17 protein-coding genes are annotated in these 19273 nt (G+C 59.4%); 14 read left to right on the top strand and 3 right to left on the bottom strand.

Features of this window, described 5'->3' with window-relative positions; genetic code table 11:
* Positions 1–18 precede the first annotated feature (18 nt).
* The 6 genes from ACFE70_RS06430 (at position 19) to ACFE70_RS06455 (ending at position 6990) form a co-directional block, all read left to right on the top strand.
* Positions 19–468 (top strand): ATP-binding protein, encoded by a 450-nt coding sequence (locus ACFE70_RS06430; protein ID WP_375416901.1) that lies wholly within the window; start codon positions 19–21, stop codon positions 466–468.
* A gap of 176 nt (positions 469–644) precedes the next feature.
* Complete coding sequence (ybeY, locus tag ACFE70_RS06435) at positions 645–1142, top strand: rRNA maturation RNase YbeY (RefSeq protein ID WP_375416902.1); 498 nt, start codon at positions 645–647, stop codon at positions 1140–1142.
* A 14-nt stretch (positions 1143–1156) separates the two neighbouring features.
* On the top strand, positions 1157–1615 hold the full coding sequence (locus ACFE70_RS06440; RefSeq protein WP_375416917.1) for a GNAT family N-acetyltransferase: 459 nt from the start codon (positions 1157–1159) through the stop codon (positions 1613–1615).
* A gap of 307 nt (positions 1616–1922) precedes the next feature.
* Complete coding sequence (mnmG, locus tag ACFE70_RS06445) at positions 1923–3791, top strand: tRNA uridine-5-carboxymethylaminomethyl(34) synthesis enzyme MnmG (protein WP_375416903.1); 1869 nt, start codon at positions 1923–1925, stop codon at positions 3789–3791.
* Between the two features lie 537 nt (positions 3792–4328).
* Positions 4329–5264: a class I SAM-dependent methyltransferase gene (locus tag ACFE70_RS06450; protein WP_375416904.1), complete on the top strand. Its 936-nt coding sequence runs from the start codon at positions 4329–4331 to the stop codon at positions 5262–5264.
* A 67-nt stretch (positions 5265–5331) separates the two neighbouring features.
* Complete coding sequence (locus ACFE70_RS06455; protein WP_375416905.1) at positions 5332–6990, top strand: Ig-like domain-containing protein; 1659 nt, start codon at positions 5332–5334, stop codon at positions 6988–6990.
* Between the two features lie 194 nt (positions 6991–7184).
* On the opposite strand, the gene ACFE70_RS06460 is transcribed toward ACFE70_RS06455, so the two are convergent.
* Both ACFE70_RS06460 and ACFE70_RS06465 read right to left on the bottom strand, forming a co-directional pair.
* On the bottom strand, positions 7185–7838 hold the full coding sequence (locus ACFE70_RS06460; RefSeq protein WP_375416906.1) for an alpha/beta hydrolase: 654 nt from the start codon (positions 7836–7838) through the stop codon (positions 7185–7187).
* An 11-nt stretch (positions 7839–7849) separates the two neighbouring features.
* Complete coding sequence (locus ACFE70_RS06465; protein ID WP_375416907.1) at positions 7850–8785, bottom strand: ring-cleaving dioxygenase; 936 nt, start codon at positions 8783–8785, stop codon at positions 7850–7852.
* Between the two features lie 773 nt (positions 8786–9558).
* Between ACFE70_RS06465 and ACFE70_RS06470 the strand changes: the two genes are divergently transcribed.
* A complete protein-coding gene (locus tag ACFE70_RS06470) occupies positions 9559–10053 on the top strand; it encodes a DUF4385 domain-containing protein (protein ID WP_375416908.1) in 495 nt (164 codons plus the stop codon).
* Positions 10054–10169: 116 nt separating this feature from the next.
* Positions 10170–10658: a hypothetical protein gene (locus ACFE70_RS06475; protein ID WP_375416909.1), complete on the top strand. Its 489-nt coding sequence runs from the start codon at positions 10170–10172 to the stop codon at positions 10656–10658.
* Positions 10659–10844: 186 nt separating this feature from the next.
* Here the strand turns inward: ACFE70_RS06475 and ACFE70_RS06480 are convergent, their stop codons facing one another.
* Positions 10845–12245 (bottom strand): inorganic phosphate transporter, encoded by a 1401-nt coding sequence (locus ACFE70_RS06480; protein ID WP_375416910.1) that lies wholly within the window; start codon positions 12243–12245, stop codon positions 10845–10847.
* Between the two features lie 314 nt (positions 12246–12559).
* Here ACFE70_RS06480 and ACFE70_RS06485 point away from each other — a divergent pair, with 314 nt between their 5' ends.
* The 6 genes from ACFE70_RS06485 to ACFE70_RS06510 all read left to right on the top strand — a co-directional run.
* Entirely contained in the window at positions 12560–14083 is a 1524-nt protein-coding gene (locus ACFE70_RS06485; protein WP_375416911.1) for a glycine--tRNA ligase, read from the top strand.
* 66 nt (positions 14084–14149) lie between these two features.
* A complete protein-coding gene (locus ACFE70_RS06490) occupies positions 14150–14401 on the top strand; it encodes a DUF433 domain-containing protein (RefSeq protein ID WP_375416912.1) in 252 nt (83 codons plus the stop codon).
* 29 nt (positions 14402–14430) lie between these two features.
* Positions 14431–14775 (top strand): DUF5615 family PIN-like protein, encoded by a 345-nt coding sequence (locus ACFE70_RS06495; protein WP_375416913.1) that lies wholly within the window; start codon positions 14431–14433, stop codon positions 14773–14775.
* Positions 14776–14863: 88 nt separating this feature from the next.
* Entirely contained in the window at positions 14864–17290 is a 2427-nt protein-coding gene (locus tag ACFE70_RS06500) for an RND family transporter (RefSeq protein ID WP_375416914.1), read from the top strand.
* 105 nt (positions 17291–17395) lie between these two features.
* Positions 17396–17752, top strand: a complete 357-nt coding sequence (locus ACFE70_RS06505; protein WP_375416915.1) for a hypothetical protein — start codon at positions 17396–17398, stop codon at positions 17750–17752.
* 200 nt (positions 17753–17952) lie between these two features.
* The coding region (locus ACFE70_RS06510) for a class I tRNA ligase family protein (RefSeq protein ID WP_375416916.1) at positions 17953–19273 on the top strand (1321 nt) is incomplete at its 3' end.

Here is a 19273-nt window from a genome sequence, read left to right on the forward strand (position 1 = left end):
TCTCCACCACCTTATTTTATGAAGCAGGTCAAAATTCAGATTCCGTCGCTCGTTGAGAACATCCGCGTGGTGGAGAGCTTCATTGACAACTCCAAAGACACCTTTCAGATTGAGGACGACATCTACGGCAACATCATGGTGGCCGTGACCGAGGCCGTCAACAATGCCATCCGCCACGGCAACAAGTTTGACAAGGATAAAAACGTGTATTTGTCGCTCTACGTGCAGCCGCAGCAGCTCAAGTTCGAGATTGAGGATGAGGGCGCGGGCTTCAACTTCGATAACCTGGATGACCCCACGGCGCCCGAAAACCTGGAAAACCCCGGTGGCCGCGGCATCTTCCTGATTCGTCATCTGGCCGATGAGGTGCAGTTCAGCAAGGAAGGCCGCCGCGTGGAATTGACGTTTATGCTGCACCCTGCCGGCGAAGAGGGGGGTAGGGAAGCCGGGCAGTCGATGGCGGCGTAGCGTCGATGGCGGCGTAGCTCCGAGCATAAATAAAAATAAGCAGAACGTCATGCTGAGCTTGCCGAAGCATCTTGCCCGTCACTAATCAATGGTGTTCAACGATTGGATTAGTGACGGGCAAGATGCTTCGGCAAGCTCAGCATGACGTTCTTTTTTACTCTATCTTTCTTATTATCATGATTTCGACCCCGCCGGTTGACCCGCCGCACCTGAATCCGTTTCCGCCCGAAGGCCTTTATCACGAGGCGCCGGGCATCGAGTTTCTGGTCGAAGACGTGCCGGATTTTGAGTTGAGCGACGCCGAGGACCTCACGTCGTGGATTGAGCGGGTAGCGGAAGTGCACGAGCATCGCATTGTGCAGCTGACGTATATCTTCTGCTCGGATGAATATTTGCACCGCATGAACGTGGAATACCTCAACCACGACACGCTCACCGACGTCATCACCTTCGATAACGCCGACGACTCCGACATCTTGGAGGGCGACGTGTTTATCAGCGTCGAGCGGGTGCGCGAGAATGCGCAGGAGCTGAACGTCCCGTTCCGCGACGAGCTGCACCGGGTCATGATTCACGGCGTGCTGCACCTGCTCGGCTACCACGACAAGGATTTGCTGAGCCAGACCGCTATGCGGCACCGCGAGGACTACTGCCTGACGCTGCGGGAGTTTTAACAAGGAGTCTTGTGATGTTGCGCCTTAGCCGAACGACCTCTGACAACTCCGACTTTCAAGCGTTAGTCGTGCTGCTGGACCAGGATTTGACCCGGCGCGACGGCGACGAACACGTCTTTTATGCGCAGCTTAACAAGCTCGGGAAGATTAGCAACGTGGTAGTGGCGTATGAGCAGAATGAGCCGGTTGGGTGCGGCGCTTTCCGGGAGCATGGCCCCGGCGAAGTGGAAATAAAGCGCATGTTCGTACTGCCCGCGCACCGTGGCCGAGGAGTGGCTCAAGCTGTGCTGGCGGAGTTGGAGCACTGGGCGCGGGAGCTTTCCTACCCCACCTGCGTGCTGGAAACCGGCAAAAATCAGCCCGAAGCCATCCGGCTTTATCAGAAGAGTGGTTACGAGCTTACCCCGAATTATGGGCAGTACGCTGGGGTAGAGAACAGCGTCTGTTTTCGCAAAGAGGTCAGGGTGAAATAAGCTTCAGCTTGCCGTTTGATGCCGGCCCGGCTTCGTTGAACGAGGTAGAAACACAATATCTTGTGTCTCCTCGCAGTACGGGGGGCGCAGTAATCCCACTGGTTTGATTACCCTACCCCTCGCTACGCGAGGAGATACAAAATATTGTGTCTCTACTTATACCGCGCATTGAAAGACACTGCCAGGTACGCTTCCAAACAGCCCCAGCCGTCCTCTCGGCTGGGGCTGCGCTATTTTTGCGGGGTGATAAACGCCGGCATTTGAGTTCGGCGAACTATTTACGGCAGGCTAAAGCTTATCGGAGACTATGTTCCAGACAACCGAATACGATGTGATTGTGGTGGGCGCGGGCCACGCCGGCTGCGAGGCCGCCGCAGCTGCCGCCAACTTGGGCTCCAAGGTGCTGCTCATCACGATGAACATGAACACCATCGCCCAGATGTCGTGCAACCCGGCGATGGGCGGCGTGGCCAAGGGCCAGATTGTGCGCGAAATCGACGCGCTCGGCGGACAGTCGGGCATTATCACGGATAAGACCATGATTCAGTTTCGGATGCTGAACCGCTCGAAAGGCCCCGCCATGTGGAGTCCGCGCGCGCAGTCAGACCGAATGCGCTTCGCCGAGGAGTGGCGCCTGACGCTGGAGGGCATTGCCAACGTGGACTTCTGGCAGGAAGCCGTCACGGGTTTGCTGGTGGAGAACGACGCCGTGACGGGCGTAAAAACGGCCTTGGGAATTGAGTTTCACGCCAAAACCGTAGTGCTCACCAACGGCACATTTCTTAACGGCCTGATTCACATTGGCGAGAAGAACTTCGGCGGCGGCCGGGCCGCCGAGCGCGGCAGCACCGGCATCACCGAGCAGTTGATGGAGTTGGGCTTCGAGGCCGGGCGCATGAAAACCGGCACTCCGCCCCGCGTAGACGGCCGCAGCCTCGACTACTCCAAGATGGAAATTCAGGGCGGTGACGAAGAACCCAGCAAGTTCTCCTACCTCGACACGCCGCGCCTGACCCGGCAGCGGCCCTGCTACATCACTTACACCAACGAGCGGGTGCACGAAATTTTGCGCGAAGGCTTCGAGAAGTCGCCCATGTTTCAGGGCCGCATCAAGGGCCTGGGGCCGCGCTACTGCCCGAGTGTGGAAGACAAAATCAACCGCTTCGCCGACAAGGACCGGCACCAGATTTTCGTGGAGCCCGAGGGCTGGAGCACCGTGGAATGTTACGTGAACGGCTTTTCCAGCTCCCTGCCCGAAGACGTGCAGTACCGCGCCCTGCGTGAAATCGCGGGCTTTGAGAACGCCAAGATGTTTCGGCCCGGCTACGCCATCGAGTACGACTTTTTCCCGCCCACGCAGCTCACGCCCACGCTGGAAACCAAGCGCCTGCGTAACCTCTGGTTTGCGGGCCAAATCAATGGCACGACCGGCTATGAGGAAGCCGCCTGCCAGGGCCTGATGGCGGGTATTAACGCCCACCAGCGAGTGGCCGATAAGGCGCCGTTTGTGCTTTCGCGCAGCGAGGCCTACATCGGCGTGCTCATCGATGACCTGGTGAACAAGGGGACCGACGAGCCCTACCGCATGTTCACGAGCCGCGCCGAGCACCGCATTCTGCTGCGCCAGGACAACGCCGACAGCCGTCTCACGCCGCTGGGTCACGAGCTGGGCCTGGCCTCGGATGAGCGCTTGGCGCGGGTGCGGCAGAAGGAGGCGGAGACGGCCGAAATCGTAGCGCTGCTCCAGCATTTTGCGCTGGAGCCGGCCGTCATTAATCCCATTCTGGAGCAGCTCGGCACGGCTACCATCAGCGAGAAAACCCGCGCCGTGAACCTGCTGCGCCGCCCCAACGTGGAGCTGGCTGACCTCACCAATTCCCTACCCTCCCTCGCCGCGCAGCTGGCCCACTACCGGCCCGACGCGCTGGAGCAGGCCATCATCCAAATCAAGTACGAAACCTACCTGGCCAAGGAGCAGCAGCAGGCCATGCGGATGCAGGAGCTGGAAAACTTCGTCATTCAGGGCCGCCTCAACTACCGCGAGATGCCGGCCCTCAGCCACGAGGCCCGCGAAAAGCTGCTCAAGATTCAGCCCGAAACCATCGGGCAGGCCTCGCGCATCAGTGGTGTGAGCCCGGCCGACGTGTCGGTGCTGATGGTCTATTTGGGCCGGTAGGATGGAGGCAACCGCTAGACAGCTTGCAGCTAAACCCGCCGATTACCTCGGCTGGTGGGTTGGGCTGGCGGTGGGCTGCCAGGTGGGTTTCTGGGGCACGGTAGCTTATATTCTCTTGGTGCAATGGGGTCATCCCCATTTGAATTTCACCACTGCTGACTACGTGGCAGCGGCCTGGCTTGCTTTGCAGCTGGTGCTGGCAGCGGCCGGCTTTGTGAGATGGGGTTTCAGTCTCTGGCAACGTCGTTGGTGGCGGGCGCTGACATGGGGGCTGCTGAATGGTCTCAATCTGGGCTTGTTTCTAATGGCCTATGCTTTTGGGGCGATAGTCTTGATTGGAGCCCCATCAGTGGGCGACCCGCCAGCAAGCGAAAGAGAGGAACTTGACCGCTCCCTTAACTTTGCGCCGGCTAGGCCCCGACTGACTGAGGCAACGCCGAAGTTGATTAGCAGGCTATCATTTTATTCTATTCTGTGATTTACGAGCGACTAAAAAGCTGCCCTGTCTGCGGTAAAACCGAATTTAAGAACAAGCTGGTGGTAGCAGACCGCACAGTGAGCGGGGAGAGTTTCGCCATCGTGCAGTGCGCGGCCTGCGAGTTTCAGTTTACCAACCCGCGGCCCGACGCCGCCCACATCGGGCGCTACTACGAGTCGGCTGCCTACGTCTCGCACAACAGCGGGGCGGCGGGCCTGCTCAACCAGGCCTATAAAATGGCGCGCTTCTTCACCATGCGGCGCAAAGTGAGGCTGGTCAAGCAGCTTGTGGGGCTGCCGGGTGGGGCGGGCCGACTGCTGGACTACGGCTGCGGCACGGGCCACTTTCTGGCGGCGGCCCAGGCGGCGGGCTGGCAGGTGGCGGGCCTGGAGCCCAACCCCGGCGCCCGCGCCGAAGCCAGCCAGCGCGTGGGCCAGCCGGTGGGCGCGGGCGAGCTGACCGATTTTAAGGAAGGCACCTTCGACGTTATCACGCTCTGGCACGTGCTCGAACACGTGCATCAGCTCAACGAGACGCTGGCTCGCCTCACGGCCTTGCTCACGCCCACGGGTGTGCTGCTGATTGCCGTGCCCAACATCGAGAGCCTCGACGCCCAGCACTACCGCGAAAACTGGGCGGCCTACGACGTGCCCCGCCACCTTTACCACTTCGCGCCCAAAACCATGACCCAGCTGCTGAAAAAACACCAGCTGACCCTGCGCCAGACGCTGCCCATGCCACTCGATGCCTACTACGTGAGCCTGCTCAGTGAGCGCCACCGCGCCGAGCGCGGCGGCGGGCTGCTGGCTACGCTCAAGGCCGGCTACAAGTCGAATCAATACGCGGCGCAGCACGAGGGCCAGTACTCGAGCCTGCTCTACGTGGCGGGCCGGCGCGGACCCAAACCGGCCCGGCCCGCCAAAGACGCTTCGGCCTCGCTGCCGGGGACGGCGGCCCCGGCTCCGGGCATCAACGCCAAAGCCCCGCTTTCCTGATAAAGTACCTGAGTCATCCGCTGGGGCCGCGCTGCTTTCCCTACCCCCTCTATTTCACCCCTTGATAATGGCTGTTTGCACCGGGTTGCGGGGGTGGAGGGGGGTAGGAAGCTGGCTGGCGGGCGCGCTGCTGAGCGGCTGCGCGGCCATCAGCGCGCCGCAGGGCGGGCCCAAAGATGTGGTGGCGCCGCGCCTGACGGCCACTTCGCCCGATAGCGCGGCCCGCAACGTGCAGCAGCGCTTCGTGCGGCTGGAGTTTTCGGAGCCGGTGCAAGTCAAAGACCTGGCGAAGAATCTGCTCATTACCCCGCAGCTGCCGGCCGACAACCCTTATAAGCTGCGCGAAGAGCGCAACGCCGTCACGCTGCTCTTCGACAAGCCGCTGGAGGAGAACACCACTTACTCCTTCAATTTCCGGCAGGGCATCGTTGACATCACCGAGAGCCTGCCGGCCCGCAATGCCAGCCTCAGCTTTAGCACCGGCGCGGTGCTCGACTCGGGCGCCGTGCGCGGCACCGTGACGGATTTGCTCACGGCGCGGCCAGCCAATGATTTGGTGGTGAGCCTGTTTCGGGAAATTGATACGGCCGGCGTGCGCCGGGGGCGGCCCTACTACCTCACCCGCACCGACAAAACTGGTAAGTTCGGCCTGGGCTTTCTGAAAGCCGGCCGCTACCAGCTTTACGCGCTAAGCGACAAAAACAACAACGGCCGCTACGACGATGGCGAGTACATTGCCTACCTGCCGGCGCCGCTGACCCTGGGCCAGGGCGGCCCTACCCCCGACCTGGCTTTGCAACTCACCCAGCCCGACCGCCGGCCGCCCCTCATCACGGCCCGGCAGCCCGCGCCCACCCTGTTGCGGCTGGGCTACGGCGAGGGCCTGCGCGAGGTCACGCTCGCGGCCGTGCCGCCGACCACTGGCGCCTCGGCTGCCCTCGCGGAGGCCGTGCAGCTCACTGACCGGGGGCGCACGGTACTGCTTTATAAAACGCCGGCCGTGGGCGACGGGCGCTATCTGCTCACGGCCACCGACAGCACCGGCAACGTGGGCCGCGACACGCTCAACGTGGCGTTTCCGGTGCCGGCCGCCGCCAAGAAGGCTGCCCCCGCGCCGCTCTACACCGTCGAGGGCAGCCCGCGCAGCGTGTACCGGCAGGGGCAGGTGAAGTTTCAGTTTGCCGTGCCGGTGCGGCTGGCGCCCAAGCTGGCGGTGGGCACGCTGATTGAAGACTCGCTGAAGCGGCGCCCGTTGCGGCTGCCGGCCGATGGCGCCCTCAGCCCCGACCGCACCTTGCTGACGCTGAAGCTGGACACCAAGGCGCAGAAAAACATTATCATTCAACTCGATAGTGCGGCCATCACAGCCATCACCGGGCAGGCGCTGTGGCTGCGGCCCCTGCGCCTGACCCTGACCGAGCAGGCCACGACGGGCACGCTCTCGGGGACTATTCAAGCCAAAACTGCCCGCTTTGAGTTGCAGCTTTTAAATGAGAAATACGAGGTGGTAGCCCACCTGAATTCGCCCAAAGGCCGCTACCTCTTCGCCAACCTGGCGCCCGGCTCCTACCGCCTGCGCGCCCTGCTCGACGCGGACGGCGACGGCCGCTGGCGCGGCGGCGACCCCAACCTGAAAGTGCCCGCCGAGCCGGTATTCCTGTTCCCGAAGCTGCTGCAAGTGCGCGCCAACTGGGAGGTAGACCAGGGTTTGAACCTCACGCCGTAGCGCAATAGCGCAAAGTGAGTTTTTGCTGGGAGCAAACCGCGCCGCACACAGGCGTGCGTAGCGCGAACGTCTAGCGGCTTTGCCAGCGCCGAGGGGGGTAGGGAAATCAACGTTTCCCTACCCCCCTCGGCGCTGGCAAAGCCGCTGGACGTTTGTGAAAGGAGAAAATCAGCCGCAACGGCTCTAGCTGCTTTTCAATTGCTTTGGCTTGCGACGGCGGCCGGAAACTCGCGCTGCAACCAGGCAGTGGCGGTTTCCACGTCGGTTTGGGTGAGGTCGTGGCCGGCGGGCACGTCGTGGCGGCTGAGCTGAAAGCCGCGGTTCGTGAGCAGGGCCGCGTACTGGTTGGTGGCTGAAGGCTGCACGGTAGGGTCGTGGGCGCCGGGCATGAGCAGCACCGGCGCCGAAGCCGGCGCGGGGGCCGGCGGCACATCATTGGTCAGGGGCTGCATGGGACGCCAGAGCACGGCGCCGGCCAGCAATTCCGGGTGCAGCAGCAGCAAGCCGCCGGCGATGTTGGCGCCATTAGAATAGCCCACGACTACTATTCTTTGCACATCAAATTTCTCGGTCTGGCTGATTTCCCGCAGGAAGTGCGCCAGCTCGTGGGTGCGAAACACGAGGTCTTTTTCGTCGAAGACCCCCACGCCCAGCCGGGCGAAGAAGCGGGGCATCCGGCCTTCGAGCACATTGCCGCGCACGCTGAGCACGTTGAAGCCCGGCGCCAGGCGCGGGGCCAGCGGCAGCAGGTCGCGCTCGTCGCCGCCAGTGCCGTGCAGCAGCAGCAGGGTGGGTGCAGTGGGCGGCCCAGCCGCCTGATAGATGTAGGTCAGGGGTTTGTAGGACATAGTCAGGGCCTTTAGCTGATTTTGGGTAAAACGGCCTCCAGCTGAGTTCGGCGCTTTTCATACTGCGGCGGCAGGAGCAGGTGGGTGCCCAGCTCGGCCAACGGCTCATCGACCATAAACCCGGGATTATCGGTGGCGATTTCAAACAGCACCCCGCCCGGCTCGCGGAAGTAGAGGGAGTGAAAGTACTGGCGGTCAATCTGCGGGGTAATGCTCAGGCCGCTCCGGGCCACCCGCTCACGCAGGCGCAGGAGCATGGCGTCGTCCTGGACCCGAAACGCGACGTGGTGCACCGAGCCGGCGGCCACGGTGCCGGGCGGCGTGCCGGGCGCGGCGAGCAGGTCAATCAGGGCGGCGCCCGCCACCGTGTCAGTGGCGTAGCGGGTGCGGGCGCCGTCCTGCTCCAGCAAGGTGTAGCCAAAGATGTCGGTCAGCACCTGTGCCGTGCCGGCGGGGTCGGCCAGCGTCAGGGTCACGGTGTGGAAGCCGCGCAGGGCCACGTCGGCGCTCACTTCGGCAGTGGTCCAGGGTGTGCGCGGGTCGGGCGTTTTCGATACGATGAGGGCCAGCGGCAGCCCGTCGGGGTCGCGGAAGCTAAGTTGCTGCTCGCCTAGCCGCGCTTCGGGCGGCCCCACGGCCACGCCGTGCGCCGCCAGCCGCTGCTGCCAGAAATCCAGGCTGCCGGCCGGCACCGAGTAGCCGATTTCGCTGGCCTGCCCGGTGCCGGGCCGGCCCTGGGCGGCGTGCTCCCACGGGAAAAAGGTCAGAATGGTGCCCGCCGAGCCCACTTCATCGCCAAAATAGAAGTGGTACGTGCTGGGGTCGTCGAAATTGACGGTCTTCTTGATAAAGCGCAGGCCGAGCACGTGGCGGTAAAAATCGTAGTTGCGCTGGGCCGGGCCCGCGATGGCCGTCAGGTGATGCAGGCCGAGAATCCGGTCTTCCATAAGGGTTCGGGAGTAGGAGGGGGGTAGGGAAAGTCAGAAACCTGGGGCGGCAAATGGCCGCCGGTTACGGCTGCAACAGCCGGGGTCCCAAACCTTCCCGGCCCGGCTGCTTTTAGCCGGCAATTGTGGATAACTAAATCCCCATTCCAGTTACTGAGGGCTATTTTACGTAATAATCCACCGGGTTTCCCCAACTTTTCCACCGGGTTATCCACCGCTTCGGGTCCTGCCTCCAGAAAGTGGGGATAACCCAGTGGAAACCGTCTCATCACACGGGGATAACTTCGGCATAACTTTTTTTGGCCGCTTGCCGCGCCCGACAGGGGTAGGGACTGGGGATAAAGGTGGGGATAGCAGTGGATAACTCACCCCCGCACTTGGGGACTATGCACACTGCCCCAGCCGGGGGATAAGTGGATAAGTGGACAACCCGGTGAATTGTGAATAAATGAGTTAACCTTTTGTAAATCAACACAAAGTTTTCCCCACTGCCGGTGGATAGCTGGTGCATAACTCTCAACTTACCCCCAACTTATCCCCGCTGTGGATAAGCTTGGAAAGTTGTCCACTTATCAACCGAGCTAACGAGTAAGAATAAAGAGGACTTTTTTTAAAAAGAATTTAATTAAAGAATAAAGAGGTGGATAACTCAAAGCTGAGTTGTCCGTTTCGGGGCAACAGTAGCGCGGACTTTGCGAGTCCGCGCCTGCGCCACCGTGATGACCGCCCCGTTCAGGTCGCGGACTACAGAGTCCGCGCTACATCCCTACCCCATGCCGTTCGACTACACGCTGGATTTCCGTACCATCAATTTTCGGGAGCACCCGGAGCTGTACCGCGTGGGCCGCGGCGAGCAGGGCGTGCTGCTGGTGCAGCCTTACAAGGGCGAAATCCTGCCCCACTGGCGCTTCAAGGACGCGGCGGTGGCCACTGAGTCATCGGCGGCTATCTGGCAGCTGTTTGAAGCGTATTTAGCGGCCGAGGACTTCGTGGGTGCCGACATGGCCCGCAAGTTTATGCAGATGGGCTTCACCCGCGCCCGCCGCTATGCCAACCACCGCGGCGGCAAGAAGTACGACGGGCCGGTGCCGGCCGACAAGAAAGGCCAGAGCGGCGCCCACGGCCGCGCCGAGCTGCCCCGCACCGACCAGCCTGACCCAGACAAAATCGCCGCCGCCGAAATATTCGGCCGCAAGTGGGACGAGGCCAAAGCCCATCCGGACTACGTGCGTCAGAAGGAAGCTTTCATTGCGAAGTATGGGAAATAATTGGGTTAATCAGACGGTCATACTGAACGCAGCGGAGTGAAGCATGACCGTCTGATTAACCCCTAACCACTATCCGACTTCCTACCTTTGCCCCCTACCCCCTCACTTCTGACCCCATGACCCCGAACCCGACTACCACCAGCATCGAAGAAAACGAAATTATCCTCGGCACCGGCATGGGCCCGCTGCGCTTCGGCGCTACTATGGACGAGGTGCGCACGCTCGTCGGCGAGCCCGAAGAAATCGAGGAGTCCGACGACGAGGACGAGTTCGAGCACCAGGCCTGGAACTACCACGAAGATGACTACCTGCTCTCGCTCTACTTCGACCGTGAAGACGACTTTCGCCTGAGCTGCATCGAAACCGACCACCCCGGAATGCGCCTTTTTGGCGAGGCCATTCACGGCCTGAGCCAGGAGGCGGTGCAGGCGCTCATGCAGCGCCACAACCTGTCGGCGCCCGAAACCGAGACGATGGAGGAAGGCCAGACGCGCCTCTCCTACGAGAAGGAAATGATTGACCTCTACTTTGAGGATGACCAGCTGCAGTTCATCAATTTCGGCGTCTTCATCGATGAGGATTTGAACGTGCAGTGGCCCAGCTAAGCCCGGAGTTATCCACAAAAAGGCCGGTTTTGGCTGTGGAAATGTGGATAAGTCACTTATAAAAGGCGTTTTGTGACGTTTGAAACTGGTAAACTTCTACTGTGCATACTTGCTCACTGGCAGCAAAAAAGCGGCGGCTCCCAAGTGGGGCCGCCGCTTTTTTGGTTTATTTCCCTACCCCCTGCTTTAGCCCAGAATGGCGCGGAAGAGCAGGAACAGGCCACCCGACAGGAACATGGTGACGGGCAGCGTGAGCACCCAGGCCAGGGCAATATTGCGCACCATTTGGGGGTTCAGGTTCTTGATGCCGCGGTTGGCCACCATCGAGCCGGCGATGGCCGACGAGAGCACGTGCGTGGTGGACGAGGGCAAGCCGACCTGCGTGCTGGCCCCAATCATGAGGGCCGCGACCAGCTCCGACGAGGCGCCTTGCGCGTAAGTCAGGTGCTCTTTGCCGATGCGTTCGCCAATGGTTTTGACGATGCGCTCCCAGCCAATCATGGTGCCCAGACCCAGCGACAAGGCCACCATCAGCGACACCCACCACGGGGCATAGTCGGTGAAGGTGCGCATGTTGCCGATGGCGCCGTCGTAGAGGTTGCGGTCGAGCGTGCTCAGGCTTACTTTGTCGGAGTCGAAGAGCTTTTTGGCGCGGTTGGCGAGCAGCAGAATATCGCGGCGAATCTCGAAGCGGGCATTCTGAGGCAATTCTTCGACGCGGGTTTTGCCGGCAAAAATCCGGTTCAGGTCATCGGTTTGCGTCTTGATTTCGGCAATAGCTTTTTGGTCGTCCGGGCTCAGCGCGTTCTGATTCACGCGGGCAATAACCTGCTCGACTTGCTGAAGGGAGGTGCGCAAATCAAGCGGGTTCTTGTGCTGGTCGAGAGCGAAGAACGTGGGCACGATGCCGATAAGAATCAGCATAATCAGGCCCACACCCTTCTGCCCGTCGTTGGAGCCGTGGAAGAAGCTCACCAGCGTGCAGGTCGCAATCAGCGTCAGCCGAATCCAGATGGGCGGCGGCTTGCGCTTGTGGGGCTCCTTGAAAATAGCCTTGCTCGGCACGAAGCGCCGCAGCAGGAACATGGCCCCGATGGTGAGCGTGAAGCCCAGCAGCGGCCCCACGAGCAGCGCCACGCCCGACTCACCCGCCTTGCTCCAGTTGACGGAGGAACTAGAGCCAGGCAGAAGCGAAAACGCAATCCCTACCCCCAGGATGGAGCCAATGAGCGCGTGGGAGCTGGATGCCGGGATGCCGTAGTACCAGGTGCCCACGTTCCAGATGATGGCCGACAGGATGAGCGCGCCGACCATCGCGATGCCGTGGTACACGTTCTGGTCCACGAGGCTTTCGACCGGCAGCAGGTTGATAATGCCCATCGCCACGGCAATGCCGCCACCAATGACACCGATAAAATTCCAGAACGCCGACCAGATAACGGCCACCCAGGGCCGCAGCGTATTGGTATAGATGACCGTGGCCACGGCATTGGCCGTGTCGTGGAAACCATTGACGAACTCAAACGCGCAGGCCGCCAGCAGGCAGACCAGCAGCAAAACCAGGACGTGGGGTTCTAGTCCAAACATAGAAGGGGGGTAGGGATGGGCGTTGAACGCATTCAGCGGCCAAAGGTAGGCGGGTGGGGTAGGGCCGGTATGTTACCAAATTGTGACCAGGGGCGGAGTTGTAGTGCTGAGCGATGTTCAAGCAAACAGGCCGTCAGGCAGCGCGCAGCGAAGCATCTCGCGGGGGATAGTAATCAGCTTGACTACACGATTGGATTACTGCCGCGAGCGAGATGCTTCGCTGCGCGCTGCCTGACGGCCTGTCTTGCGCAATTCCCTACCCCCTCCTGAACGCCCAAGGCCGCGCGGGCCCCGCCTGCTTTTACCTTTGCCCTATGAGTGAGACAAAGAGCACCCCGAAACCCTCGCTGGAAAACACCCAGCTCCGCGACATTGTGGCCCACGCCAAAGAGTACGGCTTCGTGTTCCAGAGCAGCGAAATCTATGATGGCCTGCAAGCCGTGTATGACTACGGCCCCAACGGCGTGGAGCTGAAAAACAACCTCAAGCGCCTGTGGTGGGAAGCCATGACCCAGCTCCACGGCAACGTGGTGGGCATCGACGCGGCCATCTTCATGGCGCCGCAGACGTGGGTGGCGTCGGGCCACGTGGCCGGCTTCAACGACCCCCTGATTGACAACCTCGACAGCAAGAAGCGCTACCGCGCCGACGTGCTGCTGGAGGAAAAAGCCGCCGAATATGAAAACGCCGGCGACCCCGCCCGCGGCACGGCCCTGACCGCCGAAATGGGCCGGCTGCTGACGGAGAACGACCTGGCCGGCGTGCGCCAGCTTATTATAGATGAGCAGATTAAGTGCCCCGTTTCCGGCACCAGTAACTGGACCGAGGTGCGGCAGTTCAACCTGATGTTCTCCACGCAAGTAGGTTCGGTGGAAGGCGAATCGACCCAAATTTATCTGCGGCCCGAAACGGCGCAGGGCATTTTCGTCAACTTTCTGAACGTGCAGAAGTCGGCCCGAATGAAGGTACCGTTCGGTATCGCGCAGATTGGCAAGGCGTTCCGCAACGAGATTGTGGCCCGGCAGTTCATCTTTCGGATGCGGGAGTTTGAGCAGATGGAGATGCAGTTTTTCGTGCGGCCCGGCACCGAAGGGGAGTGGTACGAAACCTGGAAGGCTAACCGCCGCGCCTGGCACGAAGCCTTGGGCCTACCCCCCGAAAAGCTCCGCTTCCACGACCACGATAAGCTGGCCCACTACGCCAAAGCCGCCGTCGATATCGAGTATGAGTTTCCCTTCGGCTTCAAGGAGATGGAAGGCATCCACTCGCGCGGCGACTTCGACCTGAGCCAGCACCAGAACCTGAGCCGCAAAAAGCAGCAGTACTTCGACAACGACATCGACGAGGCCACGGGCAAGGCCTACGGCAACTACGTGCCCTTTGTGGTGGAAACCAGCGTGGGCGCCGACCGCCTGTTTCTGGCCACGCTCTGCCAGGCCTACGCCGAGGAAACCATCACCGAAGGCGAGGGCGACGCCCAGCAAACCAAGCAGCGCACGGTGCTGCGCCTGCACCCGGCCGTGGCGCCCATCAAAGCCGCCATTTTCCCGCTAGTGCGCAAAGACGGCCTGCCCGAAAAAGCCCAGCAAATCTTCGATGAGCTGCGCTACGACTTCCGCATCATCATCGAGGAGCGCGACGCCATCGGCAAGCGCTACACCCGCCAGGACCTCATCGGCACGCCCTTCTGCATCGCCGTCGACCATCAAACCCTGGAAGACGACACCGTAACCGTCCGTCACCGCGACTCCCGCGAGCAAACCCGAATGCCGATTAGCGAGCTGCGCGCCTACATCGGCGAGGCGGTGAGCTTCCGGCGGATATTTAAGAAGCTGTAAGGCTGCGCACCTTTTACTAGGTTCAAGCCGTTTGCTTATTAGCTTAAATTTCAGCTATATGCTCACATGCTCACCTATATCCACGACCGCATCACTGTTGACCCAGACCTGTGCAATGGCAAGCCCACCATTCGAGGCTTTCGGCTGACGGTCCAGACAGTCCTAGAGTTCTTGTCAGCCGGTGATTCGGCCGAGGAAGTGCTGGAGAGCTATCCTTTTCTAGAAATGGCCGATATCCAGGCCTGCCTGCAATTCGCACTTGAAGTCATGCAGCAGCGATATGGCGGGGTGCCAGTCGTGGACAAGCAAGCTGCTTAACTTTCTTCCGGCAGCCAGGCAAAGGCATTGTGGCGAATACTATTCAATTTCTGATTGATGCCAACCTGCCGGTACAGGTGTTTGACTCAGTTGTGGGCCCATGTGAGGCCCTGCCGGACCTGAAGTGGTCAGACTCACGCATCTGGCAGTACGCCGTTGATAATCAGCTTTTCATCATCACCAAAGACGCCGATTTTGGATTTCGAGTGATGCAGCAGACGACGTTGCGTGTCGTGATGCTGTGCATCGGCAACATGAAGCGGCGCGACCTTATGTTATTTCTAAACCGGGTTTGGCCAGAAGTGCGGGTATTGTGTGAGCGCACGACCAAGCGGCTAATTAAGGTGTTTCCAGACCGGATAGAAGTGAGCTAGCGGGCAAGGACAGGTTTCTCTGCCGTGGCATAAGGTTCATCATTGGTCCGCCCGGCTCCGGCGTAACTTTGCGTTTTCGCCGCTACTTATGTGGGCTTCCCTCGCGTTATTCATCATCCGTTTCCGGCGCACGCTCATCGGGCTGCTGGCGCTCATCACCGTGTTCATGGCCTGGAAGGCCAAGGATGTGGAAATGACCTACGATTTCGCGCAGGTCGTAAGCCCGCAGGACCCGGACATGGTGTATTTCCAGCAGTTCAAGCGCACGTTTGGCGAGGATGGTAATGTGCTGGTAATGGGGATGCAGGACAGCAGCGTCTACCAGCTAGGCAACTTTAACGAGCTGCGCATCCTGACCGACACCTTGGCAAAAGTGGAGGGGGTAAGCGGCGTGCTGAGCGTGACGAAACTGCTTCAGCTGCAAAAGGATACGGCTAATCAGCGTTTCGCGGCGCAACCTATCTTCAAGACCTTCCCGCAGACGCAGCGCGAGCTGGACTCGCTCATGCGGGTCGTGAACCGGGTCGAGTTTTACAAGGGGCAGCTGATTTCTCCCACCACCGGCGCCACGCTGCTGGCCCTAACGATGGACCCCAAGTACCTGAACTCGTCGCGGCGGCAGGCGGTGATGGCTAGTATTTTGGGCTTCGCGCAGCAGTTTGAGAAGAAAACCGGCATCAAGCTGCACTACGCCGGCCTGCCCTACGTGCGCTCGACGATGACGAGCAAGGTGGCTTCGGAAATGAAGTTCTTCACCATCCTGGCCTTGCTCGTGACGGGCGCCACGCTGCTAGTGTTTTTCCGCACCTGGTCGGCGGTGGTGTTTCCGCTGCTGGTGGTGGCTGTGACGGTGGTGTGGTGCGTGGGCTCGATTGTGCTCTTGGGCTTCAAAATCAACCTGCTCACGGGTCTGATTCCCAGTATTATCATCGTCGTGGGCATCCCGAACTGCACTTACCTGCTCTCGCGCTACCACTACGACTACCGCAAATCCGGCAATCAGGTGCTGGCCATGACGCGGGTGATTCGCAAAATCGGCCTCGTCACGCTGATGAATAACACGACCACGGCAGTGGGCTTTTTCGTGTTCTGCCTGACTGATATTGCTATTCTCTACCAGTTCGGGCTGGTGGCCACGATTAACATTTTCGTGGCCTTCATCCTCTCGTTCATCCTAATTCCGGCGGTTTTTACCTACTTGCCGCCGCCTACCCCCAAGCAGCTCGAACACCTCGACGCCGCGCCGCTGACCAAGCTGCTGGAGTTTTTTGAGCACCTCGTGTTGCACCGTCGCGGTAGCATCTACGTACTCACGCTGGTACTCGTGGCGGGCGCGGCCATCGGCATTTCGCGCATTGAGGCGGTGTCCTACATGGTGGATGACTTGCCCAAAAAGAGCACCGTGAACGCGGACTTGACCTTTTTCGAGCGTCACTTCAACGGCGTGATGCCGCTGGAATTCGTGGTCGATACCGGCAAGAAGCGCGGCTTGCTCAAGCTCAAGAATTTGCAGAAAATCGACCAGTTTGAGGCCTTTATGCGCTTGCAGCCGGAGCTGACGGCGCCGGTCAGCATCGTTACCTTCCTGAAAGCTTCGACCCAGGCGTTCTACAATGGCGACCCGCAGTATTTCCGGCTGCCCGATAACTCGGAGAAGAACTACGTGCTCAGCTACTTAGCCCGCTCCAAAGGCACCGGCGCGGGCATGGATAGCAAGCTGCTGCGCTCGTTCGTGGACAGCACCGGCCAAAAGGCGCGCATCTCGCTTAAAGTGGCTGATATCGGCTCGCACGAGCTGGACTCGCTCGTTGATGGCAAGCTGCTGCCGGAGATGCACCGCATCTTCAACGGCACCGGCCTCGACGTGCGCGTGACGGGCACCACGCGGCTTTTCACCAAGGGCAACGAGTACGTGATTCACTCGCTGCGCGAGAGCCTGCTTATTGCCTTTGGGCTGGTGGGGCTGGTTGTGCTGCTGCTGTTTCGCTCGGTTCGCACGGTGTTTTTCGCGCTGATTCCCAACCTGGTAACGCTCATTATCATGGCTGGCATCATGGGCTATTTCGGCATTCCGCTCAAGCCCGGCACGGCCCTGATTTACGTCATTGCGCTGGGTATCGATGGCGACAATTCTATTCACTTGCTGGCCAAGTTCCGGCAGGAGCTGGCGCTGAACGGGCAGCGGGTGCGCGAGGCCATTTCGGTCACGCTCAGCGAGGCGGGCACGAGCATGATTTATACCAGCATCATCTTGTTCGTGGGCTTCAGCATCTTCGCTTTCAGCGAGTTTGGCGGCACGCGGGCGCTGGGCGTGCTCATGTCGGCCTCGCTCCTGATTACGAATTTTTCCAATCTGATTTTGTTGCCTTGCTTGCTGGTCACCTTCGAGCACGCTCGCAATGAGCACATCAGCCGCAAGGCGCTGATTCGGCACTACGATGAGTCGTATCACGAAGAGGACGACGATTTGGAGCTGAACCTGGACCGGATGACGGTGCGGAAGAAGGCGGAATAAAGGTTGAATTTACCCGTCTTTATATTAAGCTAATCAACAATTATTAGTTGAAGGCAATAATCTAACTGGTATCACATCGAAAATTTATATATAATAATAAATATTATGGGAATAATTTTCTTGATTCCAGCAATATTTTTTTTAGTTGTTGTGATTCTGATTTATGTTGCGCTCGGTGACTTACGTCCTACCTACAGAGTTGCGAGTAGAACGTACCTCGTAAGTTTCCTGCTACAAATAGTTATCATATCTTCAATTAGCGAAGAACAGTTGGTCAAAATTGGATTCAAACTAGGTTCTGGTATTGGCTACTTAATGGCAATATTGACAGTGCCAGAACTTGTGTTAAAGTCAATTGCTGTGGGGAAGGGTAATGATTATTTGGCGCTTTTACTTTTGCCCGTATTTCCATCAATCATTGCGCTCTTAATAAATAAGCGCCAAAATACTGAGGTAAATTAATGTGAAAATTTATTTTTTGGATTTAAATATTTAAAAGCCTTTTATGTTTAGAGCCAAAAATACCGTCATGTTAAGCGTAGCCGAAGCATCTCTACCGGGGAAGTAATCAGCTAAACCCCACGATTGAGTTAGTGCTGCGGTAGAGATGCTTCGACTGCGGCTGCGCCTTCGCTCAGCATGACGTTCTAGAACACAAACGAATGAAATACCCCGAATACAAGCAACCGCTCAACTACGGCCTCCTCGGCGAGGAAATCCTGGCTTGGTGGAAGGAGCACGGCATCTTTGAGAAGAGCGTGAGCAGCCGTGAGGGCCAGCCCACGTTCGTGTTTTACGAGGGCCCGCCCTCGGCCAACGGCACGCCCGGCATTCATCACGTGATGGCTCGGACGGTGAAGGATATTTTCTGCCGCTACCAGACCTTGCTGGGCAAGCAGGTGCATCGCAAAGGCGGCTGGGACACTCACGGCCTGCCCGTGGAGCTGCAAGTGGAAAAGGAGCTGGGCATCACCAAGGAAGACATCGGCAAGAAGATTTCGGTCGAGGAGTACAACCAGCGCTGCCGCGAAACCGTGATGCGCTTCAAGGCGCAGTGGGACGAGCTGACCGAGAAGATGGGCTACTGGGTCGATTTGGAGCATCCCTACGTCACCTTCGAGCCAGAGTACATCGAGAGTTGCTGGGCGCTGCTCAGGCGGCTCTACGACAAGGGCTTGCTCTACAAGGGCTACACCATTCAGCCCTACTCGCCGGCCGCCGGCACCGGCCTCAGCTCCCACGAGTTAAACCAGCCCGGCACCTACCGCGACGTGAAGGACACGACCGTCGTGGCGCAGTTTAAAGTGGTGCGGGATGCGGCTTCGGAGATTTTCTTTGAGAATTTCGTAGGTGATGGAAAGATTGATAAAAGCACTCAGGTATTCATCCTAGCTTGGACTACCACTCCGTGGACATTGCCCGCCAATACAGGATTAGCGGTCGGCAGGACTATTCTTTACTCAGTTGTTCGCACTTTTAATCAATACACTCGTCAACCAATTGTGGCAATTTTAGCCACTGAGCTAATTGACAGGTATTTTTCAGAAGAAACGAATGATATCCTAGCTTCTCAATCATCCTATTTTCAAGTTGGATTAGACAGATGGTTAAAGAGTGGTGATGCCGGCTCTATTGAAGAAGTGCTGCGAAACACACATCAGCAAAGCATATTCGATAAGGTCGTAAGCAGAAATAAACTACCGTACAAATCTCTTGCAGTATTTGCAGGACTCGGTTTGACAGGCATTCGCTATGAGCGCCTGTTCGACCAAGCCGCTGATTTCCCTGCGTTTGAGGGTGAGGAGCGTGCTTTTCGTGTTATTCCCGGCGACTTTGTAACGACGGAAGACGGCACTGGCATCGTGCATATCTCGCCCACGTTCGGGGCCGATGACTTCCGCGTGGCGCAGCAAAATGACATTCCCGCGCTGCTCGTGCCCGATGCGGAGGGCAAGCTCGGCCCCATCGTGGACCGGACGGGCC

Source organism: uncultured Hymenobacter sp., assembly GCF_964243305.1.
Taxonomy (GTDB): domain Bacteria; phylum Bacteroidota; class Bacteroidia; order Cytophagales; family Hymenobacteraceae; genus Hymenobacter.

Bases quoted from the DNA above. Each gene is read 5' to 3' on its own strand.
- ybeY (WP_375416902.1), top strand. From the start codon at position 645: ATGATTTCGACCCCGCCGGTTGACCCGCCGCACCTGAATCCGTTTCCG.
- ACFE70_RS06475 (WP_375416909.1), top strand. From the start codon at position 10,170: ATGACCCCGAACCCGACTACCACCAGCATCGAAGAAAACGAAATTATC.
- ACFE70_RS06490 (WP_375416912.1), top strand. From the start codon at position 14,150: ATGCTCACCTATATCCACGACCGCATCACTGTTGACCCAGACCTGTGC.
- ACFE70_RS06470 (WP_375416908.1), top strand. From the start codon at position 9,559: ATGCCGTTCGACTACACGCTGGATTTCCGTACCATCAATTTTCGGGAG.
- ACFE70_RS06480 (WP_375416910.1), bottom strand. From the start codon at position 12,245: ATGTTTGGACTAGAACCCCACGTCCTGGTTTTGCTGCTGGTCTGCCTG.
- ACFE70_RS06465 (WP_375416907.1), bottom strand. From the start codon at position 8,785: ATGGAAGACCGGATTCTCGGCCTGCATCACCTGACGGCCATCGCGGGC.
- ACFE70_RS06455 (WP_375416905.1), top strand. From the start codon at position 5,332: ATGGCTGTTTGCACCGGGTTGCGGGGGTGGAGGGGGGTAGGAAGCTGG.
- ACFE70_RS06500 (WP_375416914.1), top strand. From the start codon at position 14,864: ATGTGGGCTTCCCTCGCGTTATTCATCATCCGTTTCCGGCGCACGCTC.
- mnmG (WP_375416903.1), top strand. From the start codon at position 1,923: ATGTTCCAGACAACCGAATACGATGTGATTGTGGTGGGCGCGGGCCAC.
- ACFE70_RS06485 (WP_375416911.1), top strand. From the start codon at position 12,560: ATGAGTGAGACAAAGAGCACCCCGAAACCCTCGCTGGAAAACACCCAG.
- ACFE70_RS06430 (WP_375416901.1), top strand. From the start codon at position 19: ATGAAGCAGGTCAAAATTCAGATTCCGTCGCTCGTTGAGAACATCCGC.
- ACFE70_RS06505 (WP_375416915.1), top strand. From the start codon at position 17,396: ATGGGAATAATTTTCTTGATTCCAGCAATATTTTTTTTAGTTGTTGTG.
- ACFE70_RS06440 (WP_375416917.1), top strand. From the start codon at position 1,157: ATGTTGCGCCTTAGCCGAACGACCTCTGACAACTCCGACTTTCAAGCG.
- ACFE70_RS06460 (WP_375416906.1), bottom strand. From the start codon at position 7,838: ATGTCCTACAAACCCCTGACCTACATCTATCAGGCGGCTGGGCCGCCC.